Annotated in this window: 12 protein-coding genes; 5 read left to right on the top strand and 7 right to left on the bottom strand. The window is 36.0% G+C overall.

All coding sequences use genetic code 11. From position 1 onward, the window contains the following. Nucleotides 1–82 precede the first annotated feature (82 nt). The gene (locus ACNFU2_RS16075) at nucleotides 83–1,030 is read right to left on the bottom strand and encodes a sulfatase-like hydrolase/transferase (RefSeq protein WP_273650539.1); all 948 of its coding nucleotides are present in this window, start codon (nucleotides 1,028–1,030) and stop codon (nucleotides 83–85) included. Between the two features lie 145 nt (nucleotides 1,031–1,175). Then, a complete protein-coding gene (locus ACNFU2_RS16070; protein WP_273650538.1) occupies nucleotides 1,176–2,771 on the bottom strand; it encodes a hypothetical protein in 1,596 nt (531 codons plus the stop codon). A 102-nt stretch (nucleotides 2,772–2,873) separates the two neighbouring features. Between ACNFU2_RS16070 and ACNFU2_RS16065 the strand changes: the two genes are divergently transcribed. The 5 genes from ACNFU2_RS16065 to ACNFU2_RS16045 all read left to right on the top strand — a co-directional run bounded on the left by ACNFU2_RS16065 (nucleotide 2,874) and on the right by ACNFU2_RS16045 (nucleotide 6,648). Further along, on the top strand, nucleotides 2,874–3,350 hold the full coding sequence (locus ACNFU2_RS16065; RefSeq protein ID WP_172284572.1) for a Dps family protein: 477 nt from the start codon (nucleotides 2,874–2,876) through the stop codon (nucleotides 3,348–3,350). 91 nt (nucleotides 3,351–3,441) lie between these two features. Further along, nucleotides 3,442–4,620, top strand: a complete 1,179-nt coding sequence (pncB, locus tag ACNFU2_RS16060; RefSeq protein WP_273650537.1) for a nicotinate phosphoribosyltransferase — start codon at nucleotides 3,442–3,444, stop codon at nucleotides 4,618–4,620. A 51-nt stretch (nucleotides 4,621–4,671) separates the two neighbouring features. Continuing rightward, nucleotides 4,672–5,142: a YciI family protein gene (locus tag ACNFU2_RS16055; RefSeq protein WP_418122300.1), complete on the top strand. Its 471-nt coding sequence runs from the start codon at nucleotides 4,672–4,674 to the stop codon at nucleotides 5,140–5,142. A gap of 168 nt (nucleotides 5,143–5,310) precedes the next feature. Beyond that, on the top strand, nucleotides 5,311–6,285 hold the full coding sequence (locus tag ACNFU2_RS16050; RefSeq protein ID WP_418122298.1) for a DUF6624 domain-containing protein: 975 nt from the start codon (nucleotides 5,311–5,313) through the stop codon (nucleotides 6,283–6,285). A gap of 126 nt (nucleotides 6,286–6,411) precedes the next feature. Further along, nucleotides 6,412–6,648 (top strand): hypothetical protein, encoded by a 237-nt coding sequence (locus ACNFU2_RS16045; protein ID WP_172284580.1) that lies wholly within the window; start codon nucleotides 6,412–6,414, stop codon nucleotides 6,646–6,648. A 122-nt stretch (nucleotides 6,649–6,770) separates the two neighbouring features. Here the strand turns inward: ACNFU2_RS16045 and ACNFU2_RS16040 are convergent, their stop codons facing one another. The 5 genes from ACNFU2_RS16040 to ACNFU2_RS16020 all read right to left on the bottom strand — a co-directional run bounded on the left by ACNFU2_RS16040 (nucleotide 6,771) and on the right by ACNFU2_RS16020 (nucleotide 14,407). Further along, nucleotides 6,771–9,869 carry an efflux RND transporter permease subunit gene (locus ACNFU2_RS16040; RefSeq protein WP_273650534.1) on the bottom strand — a complete coding sequence of 1,033 codons (3,099 nt, stop codon included), beginning with the start codon at nucleotides 9,867–9,869 and terminating at the stop codon, nucleotides 6,771–6,773. Then, the gene (locus ACNFU2_RS16035; protein WP_273650533.1) at nucleotides 9,869–10,981 is read right to left on the bottom strand and encodes an efflux RND transporter periplasmic adaptor subunit; all 1,113 of its coding nucleotides are present in this window, start codon (nucleotides 10,979–10,981) and stop codon (nucleotides 9,869–9,871) included. The genes ACNFU2_RS16040 and ACNFU2_RS16035 overlap by 1 nt, the downstream gene beginning before the upstream one ends. An 8-nt stretch (nucleotides 10,982–10,989) precedes the next feature. Beyond that, entirely contained in the window at nucleotides 10,990–12,264 is a 1,275-nt protein-coding gene (locus tag ACNFU2_RS16030) for a TolC family protein (RefSeq protein WP_418122294.1), read from the bottom strand. A 101-nt stretch (nucleotides 12,265–12,365) separates the two neighbouring features. Next, nucleotides 12,366–13,730: a sensor histidine kinase gene (locus ACNFU2_RS16025; protein WP_273650531.1), complete on the bottom strand. Its 1,365-nt coding sequence runs from the start codon at nucleotides 13,728–13,730 to the stop codon at nucleotides 12,366–12,368. Between the two features lie 2 nt (nucleotides 13,731–13,732). Next, nucleotides 13,733–14,407, bottom strand: coding sequence for a response regulator transcription factor (locus tag ACNFU2_RS16020; RefSeq protein WP_172284590.1), 675 nt, complete (start codon nucleotides 14,405–14,407; stop codon nucleotides 13,733–13,735). Nucleotides 14,408–14,512: the final 105 nt, after the last annotated feature.

Here is a 14,512-nt window from a genome sequence, read left to right as displayed (position 1 = left end):
TTTATTTTAAGCTGCAAAAATAGTAATATTTTTTTAATTGACAAGTAGTTATATATTTTTTATATACTTGAAACTAAAATATTTATTTGAATACTTCTTTGATTACTTTTCCTTTAGCGTACTGTAAAGGAACTCCTAAAAGTTCGGCAATAGTACTTGCTATATCAATCTGTTCATAATTTCCGGTACTAATCGTAGTATTCTTTTTAAAATCCGGCCCAAGAGCAAAGAACTCAATATGTCTACATCCTTCACAATCATCACCATGATTTCTAAATCCACCTTTGCTGTCCAGATGTCTTCCATGATCATTAGAAACAATTAGTGTGGTCTTATCTTTATAAGCGGGCAGAGACTGAATATAATTCCAAATATCCTTAATAGAAGCATCCGTAGTTTTTATTGCCTGAATGTATTCATTATATTTATTATCATGTCCATATGAATCTACGTCTTTAAGATTGATAACAATCATATTAGGATTATACTTTTTCATGATCTCTTTTGTATTGGCCATCGTAACGGCATCCGCTCTATATCCAGATCCATTTCCGCTCACTCCGCAATCTACACTTGGCTGGAATTTGCCTTTCCAATCTGCCAATTTACAATCGTTCAAAACTTCCAGTTTATCTTTAGAGGCAATAACCCATGCTTTTGTTTTATCTGCTCCTGTGAATTTAAGCCATTGCTGCATTACAGACGGAAAGCCTGGTAATTCTGTCCCATCATTCTTAATATTTTCATATACTCCAGAACACATGGCGCTATGCCCGGGGTTGGTGCTTGTAGTTCCATTGTTTTTAAAATTACTGATAAATACTCCTTGACTCAAAAGGCTCACTCTATTAGGAATATTCTTTTTTGTTGATTCTTCCCAGGTCTCAGAAATACGGGGACCATCTACAACCAATAAAACAACATTCTTGGTTTCGTATTTTTTTTCAGTAGGCGCCTGTCCGTCTTTATCTCTATCTGAACATGAAAAAATAAAAAGAAGGAATGCTAAAAGTAAAATAGTCTTTTTCATAATTTGTAGAATTTTGGTTCTAAAATTAGGAAAATACATCATCGAGTAACATTAATTAATTGTTATACATTTTTAAAATTAATCATAACAACAGTATGTAATAGAAATCACGAAACTGAAATTAATAAAAAGCTTTCTTCATCTACTAGTCCACAATACGAACTTCAACGTTCTTATTCCACTTAAAATCCCGGATATTTCTTCTTAATATCTCCTGGTTAGTTTGTTCAAGCGCATAAATGGAAACCTCATCTTTTGATACAGCAATCATATTTTTAATCTTCAAAACGGCAATTTTTTTCCAATTTCGTGGAATATGCCCCTGAAACCATTCATCATATATTACTGCGATTTCATATTTGTTATTAGCAGTATATTGAATTAGAAAATTCTCAAATTCCTCATTTAAATTTCTTTTATCAGCGGTAAAAGGAATCATTTCTACAGATCCAAGCCCCACAATATCCAGCAAATGGATATCTGTATAGTAACTTATAGCACCAATATCATTCGCTACCACTTTAGATGTATTATAATAGGTATGTAAAAATCTTGCGGATTGTATTTGTTGTTCATAAATATTTTTTCCGCCATTCTCAAGAATACGATCTGCGAACCAACTTTTATAAAAAAGAAGCAGGATATTCATAATTACCAGGATAGTAATAAGTTTTTCTCCTTTGATGTAACTTTTATAGTCAGAAAACAGAGCAGATATTCTGGGAATAATTGCCATACAAAACCCTGTCAATATATAGGCTTCGTACCTGAACATCCCTTTAAGATCAGCAAACATGGTATGGCAAATCATTAAGAGGGAAAAAACAATTAGGAAAAAGTTCTTTATAATGATTTCTTTTAAAGACTTATTCCTGATAGTATCTCTGCATATGAAAACAATACTTATTAAAATTGGAAAAATACCTATTTTATAAAAGCTTTTATTAAGGAATAAATGATCAAGAAAGATCGTTTTAAGCCGCACAAACATTTCAGGTCCTAAAGTCAATTGAGTTCCTTTTACCACAACTGAATTGGGAAAAAAATAACCATCCTGCTGATAATTGAAATAACAGAATAATAATACAGGGACAAAACCTGCAATTAAAACACCTAAGGCATTTTTCCATTTTTTAACCGTAATAAGAACACCAGCGAGGATCACAAAATAAAACATACTTTCGAAGCGGACCAGCCCCATCAATATAAGGGAAAGATAAAATGCCGGAACTGCCATCCTGCTCTTATTCCAATTGCTGAAGGAATACATATTGACGATAAAAAGAAATACCTGAAAAACATGTTCCATACCGGAGAGTACCTGCAAATGCAAAACAGCAAAAAACAAAGTAACCAACGTTGCTAAAACAGTATTTCTTACATTCCTGAAAGTTTCTCCATAATACATGGAAAGGAAATAAAGAATTCCTAACGCGAAGGTTATATTAAAATACAGAGGGATCTGATCATGATTACCGAATACCTGGATTAAAAAACTGATCATAAAAGTAAACAAGGGAGAGGAAGAGGTAGAGGAAAACCCATACCTTGTAATCCCCCATACATCATGTAAAGCAAAATTCTTAGCGATAGCGAGATGAATATAAGCGTCGTCAAGAGGATATACATATTGTCCATCTGTTTTTGAAATACTAACTATATAATAAAATATACAGATACCAAAAAATACAAAAAGAGATAAAAAGAAACTCTGCAAACCTATATTTCGCGATGACGACATTTTATGATAAATTATAAGAATACCAAAGATAAGTATCATCAATCAGGAACCCACTATTTCGGCACAATATTTACTGCATTTATAGCATAAAAAAATAAACGTATGAAAAATGCCAGTATTATCGGTCTTAAAGAAACCGATTGTAAAAACATTTCGGAAAAGCTTAATGTACTATTAGCCAATTATTCAGTATTCTATCAAAACACAAGAGGTTCTCACTGGAACATCAAAGGTGACCAGTTTTTCACACTACATCCGAAATTTGAAGAATTATATAATAGCCTTGTATTAAAGATCGACGAAATTGCTGAAAGAATCCTGACCTTAGGAGCAACTCCCGGACATAATTATTCAGACTATTTAAAAATATCTACAATTAAAGAAAGTAAGGAAGTAAGTGACGGAACGAAAAGTGTAGAAATCATTTTAAATTCTTTCAAAGTAGTTTTGGATCTTCAGAGAGAGCTTCTTGATATTACCGAGAAAGCAGGAGATGAGGGAACAAATTCACAAATGAGCGACTATATTACGGAGCAGGAAAAAGAAGTATGGATGTATAACTCTTATCTGGGTAAATAACCCACAAAGATCATCGATATATAAAAAAAATCGTCTTACATTTAGACGATTTTTATTTTTAATTATTAAATTTGCGTTAAAATTACACAATATGCACGACGTACGATTGAATTCCATTCTAGATAATGATTTCTATAAAATAACCATGCAGAATGCCGTGGTCAAATTATTTCCAAGCTCCATCGTTAAATATGAATTTATCAACAGAGGAAAACATCAGTTTCCGGAAGGTTTTGATATTGCCCTAAGAGAAGCTGTAAACAAAATGGCCGAACTTAAGCTCACCAAAGATGAGAAAAAGTTTATGGCGAGAACCTGCCCTTACATCGACCTTCCCTACCTTGATTTTTTGGAAGGGTATCATTATGATCCTTCCGAAGTAAAGATCCATCAGGATGCCGGTGATCTTTCGGTAACTGTTGAGGGGCTTTGGTACAGAACTATCTTGTGGGAAGTTCCTTTATTAGCACTGATCAGCGAGCTGCATTACGAAATGAACCATATGGAAAGGGATTCCAATGAAATCGTTATGCATAGAACCATAGAAAAAGCAGATTCATTAGGAAGGCTTGGTGTTACTTTCGCAGAATTCGGAACCAGAAGAAGACATTCTTACAAAGTTCAGAACCTGGTGATGGAAGCACTGACCCAAAAAAAAGACTCCACTTTCATAGGAAGTTCAAATGTTCATTTCGCCATGAAATATGGGGTAAAGCCTATCGGAACCCATGCACATGAATGGTTCATGTTTCATGCGGCCGAATATGGCTTCAAAATGGCCAACGAACTGGCCTTGGAACATTGGGTAGATGTGTACAGAGGTGACCTTGGGGTTGCTCTTTCAGACACATATACCACTGATGTGTTTTTCCAGCAGTTTGATAAAAAGTTTGCAAAGTTGTTTGACGGAGTACGCCATGATAGTGGTGATGCACTGGAATTTGCTGATAAGACGATCGCTCATTACAAGAACAATGGAATCAATCCACTCTTTAAATACATCATTTTCTCTGATGCATTGAATCTTGAAAAAGTAGAAGAAATCACTAAATACTGTAAAGGTAAAATCGGTGTTTCATTCGGAATCGGAACCAATCTTACCAATGATGTCGGTTTGAAACCGATGAATATAGTTATGAAATTAATTGGTGTACAGGCTCCAAATAAAGAATGGATCCCAACTGTAAAATTATCTGATGAACATGGAAAATATACAGGTGATCCAAAAATGATCGAATTAGCAAAAGAGTTTCTTAGAATAAAAGATTAAGTAGATGCTAGATGTCAGATCTCAGACTTATAACTAAATAACCACTGTATCATGAAATTTAAAATTTATTTTTCTCTTAGTTTCCTGATAGCAACTTTATCTGTCACTCAAGAGAAAAAAGAGGTAAAACCGAAATTCAACCAGGAACTGGCTACTTCGCTGGGAGCAGATCAATATGGAATGAAGGCTTATACTATTGTTATGCTTACAACAGGACCCGCAAAGATTGAAGACAAAGCTAAAATGAGTGAGATAATGAAAGGACATATGACTAATATTGGAAAATTAGCTGACGAGGGAAAGATTATAGTAGCCGGACCTTTTTTAGAAAAGAATAAGGAAAATTATCGTGGAATGTTTATTTTCAATACCAAGTCTAAAGAAGAAGCCGAACAATGGGTAAAAACAGACCCTGCAGTAAAGGCCGGAGTCTTCAGCTATGAACTTCTTCCCTGGTATGGATCAGCTGCCTTGCCTCTGTATGTAAAGCATCACCAAGAGATCACTAAGGAAAATCCATAAACAGGCTTTTATCCTCTTTATATATTTAATTAAACAGGATAAATTACCTGAAAAACAAGAGACAATCTGGCTGTATTTGTTACAACTGTCCTTAATTGCTTTTGTTTTATATTATTTATTTCCAATTAAAATAATAATTATATCTTCACCCATAACAAAATAACAACAATGAAAATAAGACTATTTGTTTTGATATTTTTAGTATCAGCAAAACTACTCTTCGGGCAAAATACTCCAAAAGAATATACGGAGAAAGTAAAAAAGGCCGAAGGATTTTATAAAGCCAAGGATTTTAAAAACTCTGCTAATAATTATTCCGAAGCATTTAGGTCTAATGGGTGGAAAGCCTCTCTTAATGACAGATATAATGCAGCATGCTCATGGGCAATGGCATCCGTAACGGATAGCGCATTTTCTCAGCTGGAAAAAATTGCTACTCAATTTAGTAATTATAACCATATAACAGGAGATACGGATCTGAACTCTTTGCATGCAGATGTTCGATGGAAGCCATTGCTTGAAAAAATTAAACTCAACAAGGAGAAAGCAGATGCCAAATTGAATAAACCTCTGGTTGAAAAGCTTGGAAGCATTTATAATGAAGATCAAAACGGTAGACGCGAGATTGGAGAAATTGAAAAAAAATACGGCCGGGATTCAAAGGAAATGCAAGAGCATTGGAGAACTATAATTAAAAAGGATTCTTTAAATTTAATAGAAGTAAAAGCTATTCTTGATAAATATGGTTGGTTAGGCCCTGATGTAGTAGGTAACCAAGGAAACACTACCTTATTTCTTGTTATACAACATGCTGATTTGGAGACGCAGGTAAAATATTTGCCCATGATGAGGGAAGCTGTAAAAAATGGAAAAGCCCAAAGCGGTAGCTTAGCTCTTTTAGAGGATAGAATTGCTTTAAGACAAGGTAAAAAGCAAATTTATGGAAGCCAGATTGGACAAGATCCTGAAACTCACGCATTTTATGTATCACCTTTAGAAGATCCTGACCATGTAGATAAAAGACGGGCAGAAGTTGGACTTCCTCCATTAGCAGAATATGTAACCCATTGGAATATGAAGTGGCACCCGGAACAATATAAAAAAGATCTACCGAATCTCGAAGCCAAAGAAAAACGCAAATAGAATAAAATTATTTTCAGATAGTTCTATTCTCATGGAATAATTTACTACTTTAGTGTATCTAACTCATTCTTATTTACTTAATTATAAAAAAGTAATAAAAAATCACTAAACAAAAAAAATTAAACCATGAAAAAATCTAATTCAAAAAAACTTTCAAGAACAGAATTAAAAGATGTAATGGGAGGAACATTGTATCCGGCACAATGCCCGGGAGGATGCCCTGGTGAGGCCTTGATCAGATGTCCTGACGGCTCTACCACGATGACTAATTTTATATGTATGGGTGGAAGATGCGAACCGGCCGCAATGTGCAAGCCATTGGTTCTTGAGCCGTTCCCGGATCCGATTATCATCACGCCATAATCTGACCAAAGACAATATACAAAGTGAGCTTTCCGGCTCACTTTTTTTATTCATAAATCAAAAAAATGCCGGAATCCTCACATTCCGGCAAACAAAACTAACATGTAATAAAATTGAAAGAATTATAATGTTGCTTTGTATTTTTTCTGATATGCATAATAGAAAATAACAGGCAATACGGTAAAAGACAATATCATGCATATAATCAATCCTCCCACGATCATAATGGCTAAAGGCTTTTGAATCTCAGACCCCATTCCATTGGACATTGCTGCGGGAAAAAGCCCCATTGATCCCATCAAGGCAATCATTATCACCGGTCTGATTCTGCTTTGAACTCCCTGGCTGATTGCTTCTTTCAGGGACATTTTATTCTGAAGATTTTCTTTCATAACCCCTATTAATACAATTCCGTCAATTGTTGCAACACCAAACAGGATAATAAACCCTATTCCCGCTGAAATTCCAAAAATAGTTCCGGTAAACCAAAGTGATAAAAACCCGCCAATAAATGCAAAAGCCAATGTTACAGATGAAATCAGTGTATCTTTAATGTTACCGAAGTTAAAGTAAAGCAACATCAGGATAAGCAAGAGCGAAATCGGAACAACCATTGCCAACTGTTTGGCAGCCCTCTCTTTACTTTCGAATTCCCCTGCCCAGGTCATTTTATGGTTTTTAGGAATATGTACATCTTTTGCTACTTTTGCTTTTGCATCTTTAATCGTACTTCCAAGATCTCGTCCCTCAATATTAAATCCGACACCAATATATCGGCTATTACCTTCGCGATAAATAAAGGATGGCCCGGTATGGTAGTCAATCGTTGCAATTTCCTTCAACGGCACCTTCTTATTATCCTGTGTCGGAATCAGAATATTTCCTATTTTCTCCGGATTATCACGATATTGTTTTTCAAATCTTAGCATCACGTCAAACATCCTTTCATCTTCATAGAATTTTGTTGCTGCCTGCCCTCCGATAGTCATTTCAATCACCGCCTGTGCATCAGCAGTTGAGACACCGTATTTTGCCATTTTGGAATCATGAAGCTGGATCCTTAATTCCGGTAAGCCTATATTTTTAAAAACATTCACATCGGAAATTCCGGGTACGGTTCTAATGGAATTCGCAACCTGATTGGCATAGTTTTCAAGCTGGAAAAGGTCATTACCAAAAATCTTGATCACCAGAGGAGCCTTTACCCCTGCCACATATTCTTCCACATTATCCTGAATAGGCTGGCTGAACCCAAAATTAATGCCGGGATATTTTTCCAGCGAAACCCTCATTTCCTCCAGAAGTTCTTCTTTGGAAATCTTTTTCTTCCATTCATTTTCAGGTTTCAACTGAATATTAAATTCAATATTAAAAAACCCCGTCGGGTCTGTTCCGTCATTCGGACGACCGGTTTGCGTCATTACAAATTCCACTTCATCATATCTGGAAAGTAATTGTTTCATTTCTTTAGTAAGCCTCACGGATTCATCGAGATTTACACTATTGGGAAGGGTGGCACGAACATAAATTGCCCCTTCATTAAGCTTTGGTAAAAATTCCGATCCATAATTGGAAAACCTCCATCCACAAATAACCAAAAGAACCCCAAATCCTATAATAAAAGTTTTTTTGTAGCGTGCGCTTAACGCGTAAAGCTTATAAATGTTCACCCTGAAAAATTTCGAAATAAAATTCTCCTTTTCTTCTATATCCTTCGTGAGCAAAAGTTTACACATTGCAGGAACATAAGTTAAACTCAGAATCAAAGACCCCAGCAAAGCATACCCTAGGGTAAATGCCAATGGAGAAAACATTTTGCCTTCTACTTTCTGGAAGGAGAAAATAGGCATTAACGCTACAATAAGAATTAAAAGGGCAAAGAAAATATACCCTGCAACACTTCCCGCACTTTTCTTGATAATGCCCAGTTTCGACATTTTATTGAATCGCCGTAAGCCTACCTTTTTGGCCTTTTGTTCGAGAGCTACAAAAACATGCTCTACAATAACGAGTGTACCCTCCAGAAGCAGACCAAAGTCAAGGGCTCCCATTGAAATAAGATTAGCCGGCAATCCCTGGATCCTCAGCATAATGATCGCAAATAAAAATGCCAAAGGAATAACCGACGCCACAATAAATGTTGTTCGCCAATTGTATAAAAATATAAATACAATAATAGATACCAGAATCACCCCTTCCACCAAATTTTTGGATACGGTATGCACAGTGGTATTTACAAGTTCTGTACGATCGATGATAGGAACGATCTTTACATCGCCTGGCAATTCTCCTCCGTTCAATTCACCGATTCTTTCTTTAAGACGTCCAATCACCTCACTCGGATTCTCCCCACGAAGCATGATCACAATTCCTTCTACAACATCATTTTCTTTATTGTACCCCACCTGCCCTAACCTTGGCTTGGCAGAAACTTTTACTTCGGCCACATGCTTCACCAGAATCGGGGTGGATCCTTTAACCTCAATTTGTATGTTTTCAATATCTTCTTTACTTTCCAGAAGCCCTATACCACGAACCACATATGCCTGATCTCCTTTTGAAACCACATCTCCCCCTACATTAATATTACTTTTGGAAACAGCTTCATAAACATCCAATGGCGAAAGATCATAATTATGTAATTCAGTTGGATTGATCTTTATTTCATAAATCTTTTCTTCTCCCCCGAAACTTACAACATCCGCAACCCCCGGGACCGCACGAAGCTCTCTTTCAATCACCCAATCCTGAATAGAGGTAACCTCTTTAATAGGCAATTTACTTTTAATGATGTATCTGTAAATTTCTCCGGTAGCACCTGAAGGTGGTTCTATACTGTAATTTGCTCCATTAGGAAGTTCAACATTCCCCAATCGGTTCGAAGCATATTGCTGGGCATAAAAATCATCCACATGATCATCAAAAATAACCGTCACCACAGATAAACCAAATAAAGAAATAGACCGTACTGAGGTTTTATTCGGTATTGTGCTCATTTCTTTTGAAATTGGAAGCGTGACAAATTTTTCTATCTCTTCAGCACTTCGTCCCGGCCATTGTGTAATTACCCTCACCCTGGTGTTTGTAACATCCGGAAACGCTTCTATTGGAGTATGCATGTAAGAATAAATTCCACCAGCAAGCAAAAGCAGAGTACCCAGAAGTACAATCAAAGAATTTTTTAACGAGAAAGAAACTATACTTTGTACAAATTTTCGCATTACTTCGTAGAATTATTGGATTGATTTTTCATGTTTTCGTAGATAAGCAATCCATTGGAAGCAATAACCATCTCCCCTTCTTTAAGGTCTCCTTCTACATAAATGTACTGACTGTTGGATGCCACTTCGGTAACAGCTCTCATTTCTATGGCACAATCTTTTTTATAGACCACAACATAACTTTGGTTATTATCAAAGATCAGAGCTTTGGCAGGAATTGCCAATGCTGTTCTGTTTTGTGCATTAATAGGTAAAACAATATCTGCAGACATTCCCGGTCTAAGTTTCATATTATTATTGTCCATAATAATTTTAGCTTTCAACACTCTTTCATTTTCATTAAAAACCTGGGAGATGACATTAATCTTTCCGGAAAAACTATCATCCGGATAGGCAAGCGTTTTTACTACTACAGGCTGATTCACGTACACATGTCTCATATTGGTAGCATACACATTAGCCATTACCCACACCTTATCAAGATTAGAAATGGTAAAAAGCTGTTCACCTCCGGCAGTTACAGGCATACCGGTAGAAATATTTTTAGCAATTACGTAACCATCTGCAGGAGCTTTAACCTGCATATTTGTACTGCCTGCAGAATACAGCTGCATATTCTTTTTGGTTTTGGAAATATTGGACTGTATGATCTGAACTTCAGACCTTGCTTCCTGCAAATCTTTTTGTGAGGCAATATCATCTTTATACATTGCCTCCACAGAAGAGAGCTTTCTTTTAGCAACAGCCAACTGAGCCTGTAAAGTTTGGGTATCATCCTGCATTTCGTTTAGGGATACACTTTTTATACTGGCAAGGACTTGTCCTTTTTTTACATAATCACCCAGGGAAAAATAAGTATCCGTAACCACTCCATCCACTAAACTTACAAAAGGAACTGTTTTATCAGAATTGCTTTCAACTTCTCCGGTAAGAGTAATACTTTCTTCCACAGAGCGCATTTCTACTTTTGCCAGCTTAAGATCTTTTTTTAGCTCTTTGCTAATGCAGTAGTTTTTGGATCCGGTATTTTCATTGAGCTTTTTCTCTGTGCAACCGGTCAGGACAACAAGTGCTAAAAAATAGCCAGCTGCCATATATTTTGTGCTATTCATTTTCATATTTATAAGTCTTGCCCTACAACGTACTGTAGGTTTTCATAATATTGATTAAGTTCTTTTTTCGTATCGAGTATGATCATTTTATTTCCGATGTAGGTTTCCAGGAAATCCATATATTCCAGCATGCTGATATTTCTCAATCTGAAGTTTTTCTCATGACTGGCCAATAAACCATCCAAAGTACTTTCATACGGTCCATCAAGTTCCTCAGAAATCTTTTGCGTTCGGGTATAATTCTGAAATACGGAAACGATTTCATTTTCCGATTTAAGGATGTTTTTGCGGGTCTCAAAATTGGATTTGGTAACCTCCAGTTTAGCCTCCTGGATATTTCCTTTATTTCCGTCGAAAACCGGAAGATCAAATGAAATACCCAACCCTACAAAATCCTTCATGATATTTCCACCCCGGTCATATCCCACGGAGAGCGCTATGTCAGGAGTTCTGAGAGCTCGTTGTAATTCAAGATTTTTTTGTGCGTATTTCTCTTTATTTTTTGTAATCCGGATGTCCGGACGATTTTCTTTGGCAATATTCAGCCAGTTGGATAATTCCAACTCAGAAAGCTCCTTTTCAGGAATTGACAAATGATCTGTAATAACAAGATAAGATGTAGCCGGAAGAATGAGTAAAGCTTTTAACTCGACCTGTTGTTCCGCAATTTCCTGTTGTAATGAAATTAATTTCTTTTTGAATTCAATTTCCTGGGCCTTCAGCCTCACATATTCGGATTTGCTTATGTTTCCAAGGTTTAACTGATTCTGATAGGATTTTGTTAGTTTTTCTATAGAGGAAATCTGACCGCGATACAGTTTCTGCTGTTCCTGATTGTAGATAACCTCTGTCAGAGTATTTCGTAATAACTTTTTCAGCTCACGCAATACTTCCTGCAATTCATACTTTTCTCCATCTACTTCAATTTTCTGTAGTTCTATATTTTTCCTCCTTTTTCTTGCAGTCTGGATTACCTGCTCTATCTCAGCAGAGAATTGGGTATTCTTTCCCCAATTCCCTATTAAAGCTGGCTGCTGTTCGATATCGTAAGTACGCCAAAGATTAACTTCATTGACAGTCAGCTTAGGATTAGGCCAGAATTTCGCCTGAACGACACGGGCTTCCGCCTGGGAAATTTCCAGTTTTTGCGCAATAATATCAAGGTTATTCGCAAGAAATAATGTTTCCGCTTCTTTTCTTCCAATCTGCAACGTGTCCGCAATTTGTGCCGAAAAGAACCCGAAAAAATGAATATAGAATAGTGTAAAAATGATTTTCTTCAAGGTCTTCTGTTTAAGACCACAAAGCTATTTTGTAAACATTAAAGCCAATTCCAAATACCATTAAGATTCGGTTAGTCCAAAATTAGAATTCGATTAGAAAACTATTTTGTAACCGGAAATATGAGCGATACCTGGGTTCCTGAGCCCACAACAGAATTAATTTTCATCTGAATATGATGATGATCGAATATGCTTTTAGATAAGGATAGGCCAATGCCACTTCCTTTTATATTATCTACATTTTTTCCGCGATAAAAAGTTTCCGTGATCTTTTGAAGATCATCCTCCGAAATACCTCTGCCCTGGTCCTTAACTTCAATCAATAAATGTCTATCCTGTTCTTCAGACAACACAATCTCTACAGAATGATGCCCGGAATATTTAATAGCATTTTCAACAATATTGTACAATGCCAGATAAAGCAAAGTTTCATTACCCGGAAATTCCAGTAAATCAGGAGTGTTTACCAGAAGATTGATTTTAATAGAAGAGTTATTTTCCTGGGCTTTAGGATTTAGCTTTTCATATATCTTCCAGATCAGCTCGTCAATTCTTACCTGCTGGTGAGAATTTTCAAGCTTCGTAAGACCTGACATCAACAGCAGGTTATTAAGGATACTTTCAATTTCATATACATTATCCAATGATTCTTTCACCACTTTACGGTATTCTTCAGGCGTCCGGTCCTTTTGAGCAAAAACCTCAAGATTGCCCGAGATAGCGGCTAATGGTGTTTTAAATTCATGAGACACATAGTTGATAAAATTCTGCTGAAGCAAAATACTTTCAGAAATTCTTCCAAACAATTTATTATAGGACTTGATCAGGTCATCTATTTCATCATGAGTATGGGTAGATGTAATTGCGCTGGAAATATTGGTATAATCTACATTATTGATCCTATCCACAACATTGGATAGAGGTTTATACACGATTTTGGAAAGATACCTGCTCAGGAAATAAATAACAAGTAATCCTAAAATCAGTACTGCCAGCATAATTATGGAAAGCCTTACCATTTGTGATTTAAAAGAATCATTCGGGGCTTTGACAAAAACGACAAAGTCACCCTGATTATCCGGATAGAATATGCCGTAATAAAAATTATTCCCGGCCATAAACTGTACCATCTTATTATTTCTTGCAGACTTCAGATGAAGTGCTTTGATATTCTTATCATTCAGGTTCTGCCCAAAAGTAACTTCATTGTATTTATTGTAAACGGCTACTTTTTTATTCTCTATCAAATGATTGTATTCCGTTTTTATCTGGGCATGCCTGCTTTTTGGCAATTCATCTTTTTCCAGATAATAAATGGCAGAAATAAGGGCCGTATTTCTTAATCTTTCAAAATAAGAGATTCTGGTACTGTCATAATAAGCAAAAAACACCACCGCAAAAGCGATGATGGTAACAATACCGAATGAAAGACTCGAAATTATGGTAAACCTGTTTCTTAACGTCATCTTTAATCTTTAATCAGATATCCTGTTCCTTTAATTGTGTGGATAATCTTTTGATCCGTTTCATCAATTTTATTCCGCACATAAGAAATGTACACATCAACAACATTCGTCGTACTGTCAAAATCAATTCCCCATACATTATGTAAGATCTGAGTCCTGCTCAGAACTTTGTTTTTATTTTCTAAAAGGAAAGTCAAAAGTTTATATTCTGTAGGGGAAAGTTCAATTTCTTTATTATCCTGAACCACTTTGTGGAGATCTGTATCAATTGTAAGGTTACCACAACGTAAAAGCTGCGATCCTTCCTGATAGCTTAATTTATTTCTTCTGGTCAATGCTTTGATTCTCGAAATCAATTCTTCAAAATGGAATGGCTTTGATAAATAATCATCGGCTCCCAGATCAAGCATTTTTATTTTATCATCAGGACTATTCAAAGCGCTAAGAACCAGAATCGGAGTATAATTTTTTTTGAAGCGGATGATCTGCGTCAGCTGCATTCCATCCAGCCCTGGCAACATAATATCCATGAGAATAATATCAAAGTCATAGGTACTGATTAGATCACGGGCTTTCTCTCCGGAATCTGCGAGAACCATTTGATATCCGGCCTCGCCCAAGCCTTTGACAAGAAATTTACTGATTCGCTCATCATCCTCTACTAACAAAATGTTCATAAACACTTAAATTTCCTATAAATATAAGTATTCTTATTCAGAAAGGAGATTGTGGAAAGAAAGCTGGGAGCAATTGAAATCTTACAAAAAGTCACTAAGTATTTT

Source organism: Chryseobacterium sp. PTM-20240506, from assembly GCF_048296755.1.
In the GTDB taxonomy this organism is placed as follows: domain Bacteria; phylum Bacteroidota; class Bacteroidia; order Flavobacteriales; family Weeksellaceae; genus Chryseobacterium; species Chryseobacterium proteolyticum.
This window is presented reverse-complemented; position numbering and strand designations above follow the sequence as displayed.

Bases quoted from the DNA above. Each gene is read 5' to 3' on its own strand.
- ACNFU2_RS16075 (WP_273650539.1), bottom strand. From the start codon at position 1,030: ATGAAAAAGACTATTTTACTTTTAGCATTCCTTCTTTTTATTTTTTCA.
- ACNFU2_RS16070 (WP_273650538.1), bottom strand. From the start codon at position 2,771: ATGTCGTCATCGCGAAATATAGGTTTGCAGAGTTTCTTTTTATCTCTT.
- ACNFU2_RS16065 (WP_172284572.1), top strand. From the start codon at position 2,874: ATGAAAAATGCCAGTATTATCGGTCTTAAAGAAACCGATTGTAAAAAC.
- pncB (WP_273650537.1), top strand. From the start codon at position 3,442: ATGCACGACGTACGATTGAATTCCATTCTAGATAATGATTTCTATAAA.
- ACNFU2_RS16055 (WP_418122300.1), top strand. From the start codon at position 4,672: ATGAAATTTAAAATTTATTTTTCTCTTAGTTTCCTGATAGCAACTTTA.
- ACNFU2_RS16050 (WP_418122298.1), top strand. From the start codon at position 5,311: ATGAAAATAAGACTATTTGTTTTGATATTTTTAGTATCAGCAAAACTA.
- ACNFU2_RS16045 (WP_172284580.1), top strand. From the start codon at position 6,412: ATGAAAAAATCTAATTCAAAAAAACTTTCAAGAACAGAATTAAAAGAT.
- ACNFU2_RS16040 (WP_273650534.1), bottom strand. From the start codon at position 9,869: ATGCGAAAATTTGTACAAAGTATAGTTTCTTTCTCGTTAAAAAATTCT.
- ACNFU2_RS16035 (WP_273650533.1), bottom strand. From the start codon at position 10,981: ATGAATAGCACAAAATATATGGCAGCTGGCTATTTTTTAGCACTTGTT.
- ACNFU2_RS16025 (WP_273650531.1), bottom strand. From the start codon at position 13,730: ATGACGTTAAGAAACAGGTTTACCATAATTTCGAGTCTTTCATTCGGT.
- ACNFU2_RS16020 (WP_172284590.1), bottom strand. From the start codon at position 14,407: ATGAACATTTTGTTAGTAGAGGATGATGAGCGAATCAGTAAATTTCTT.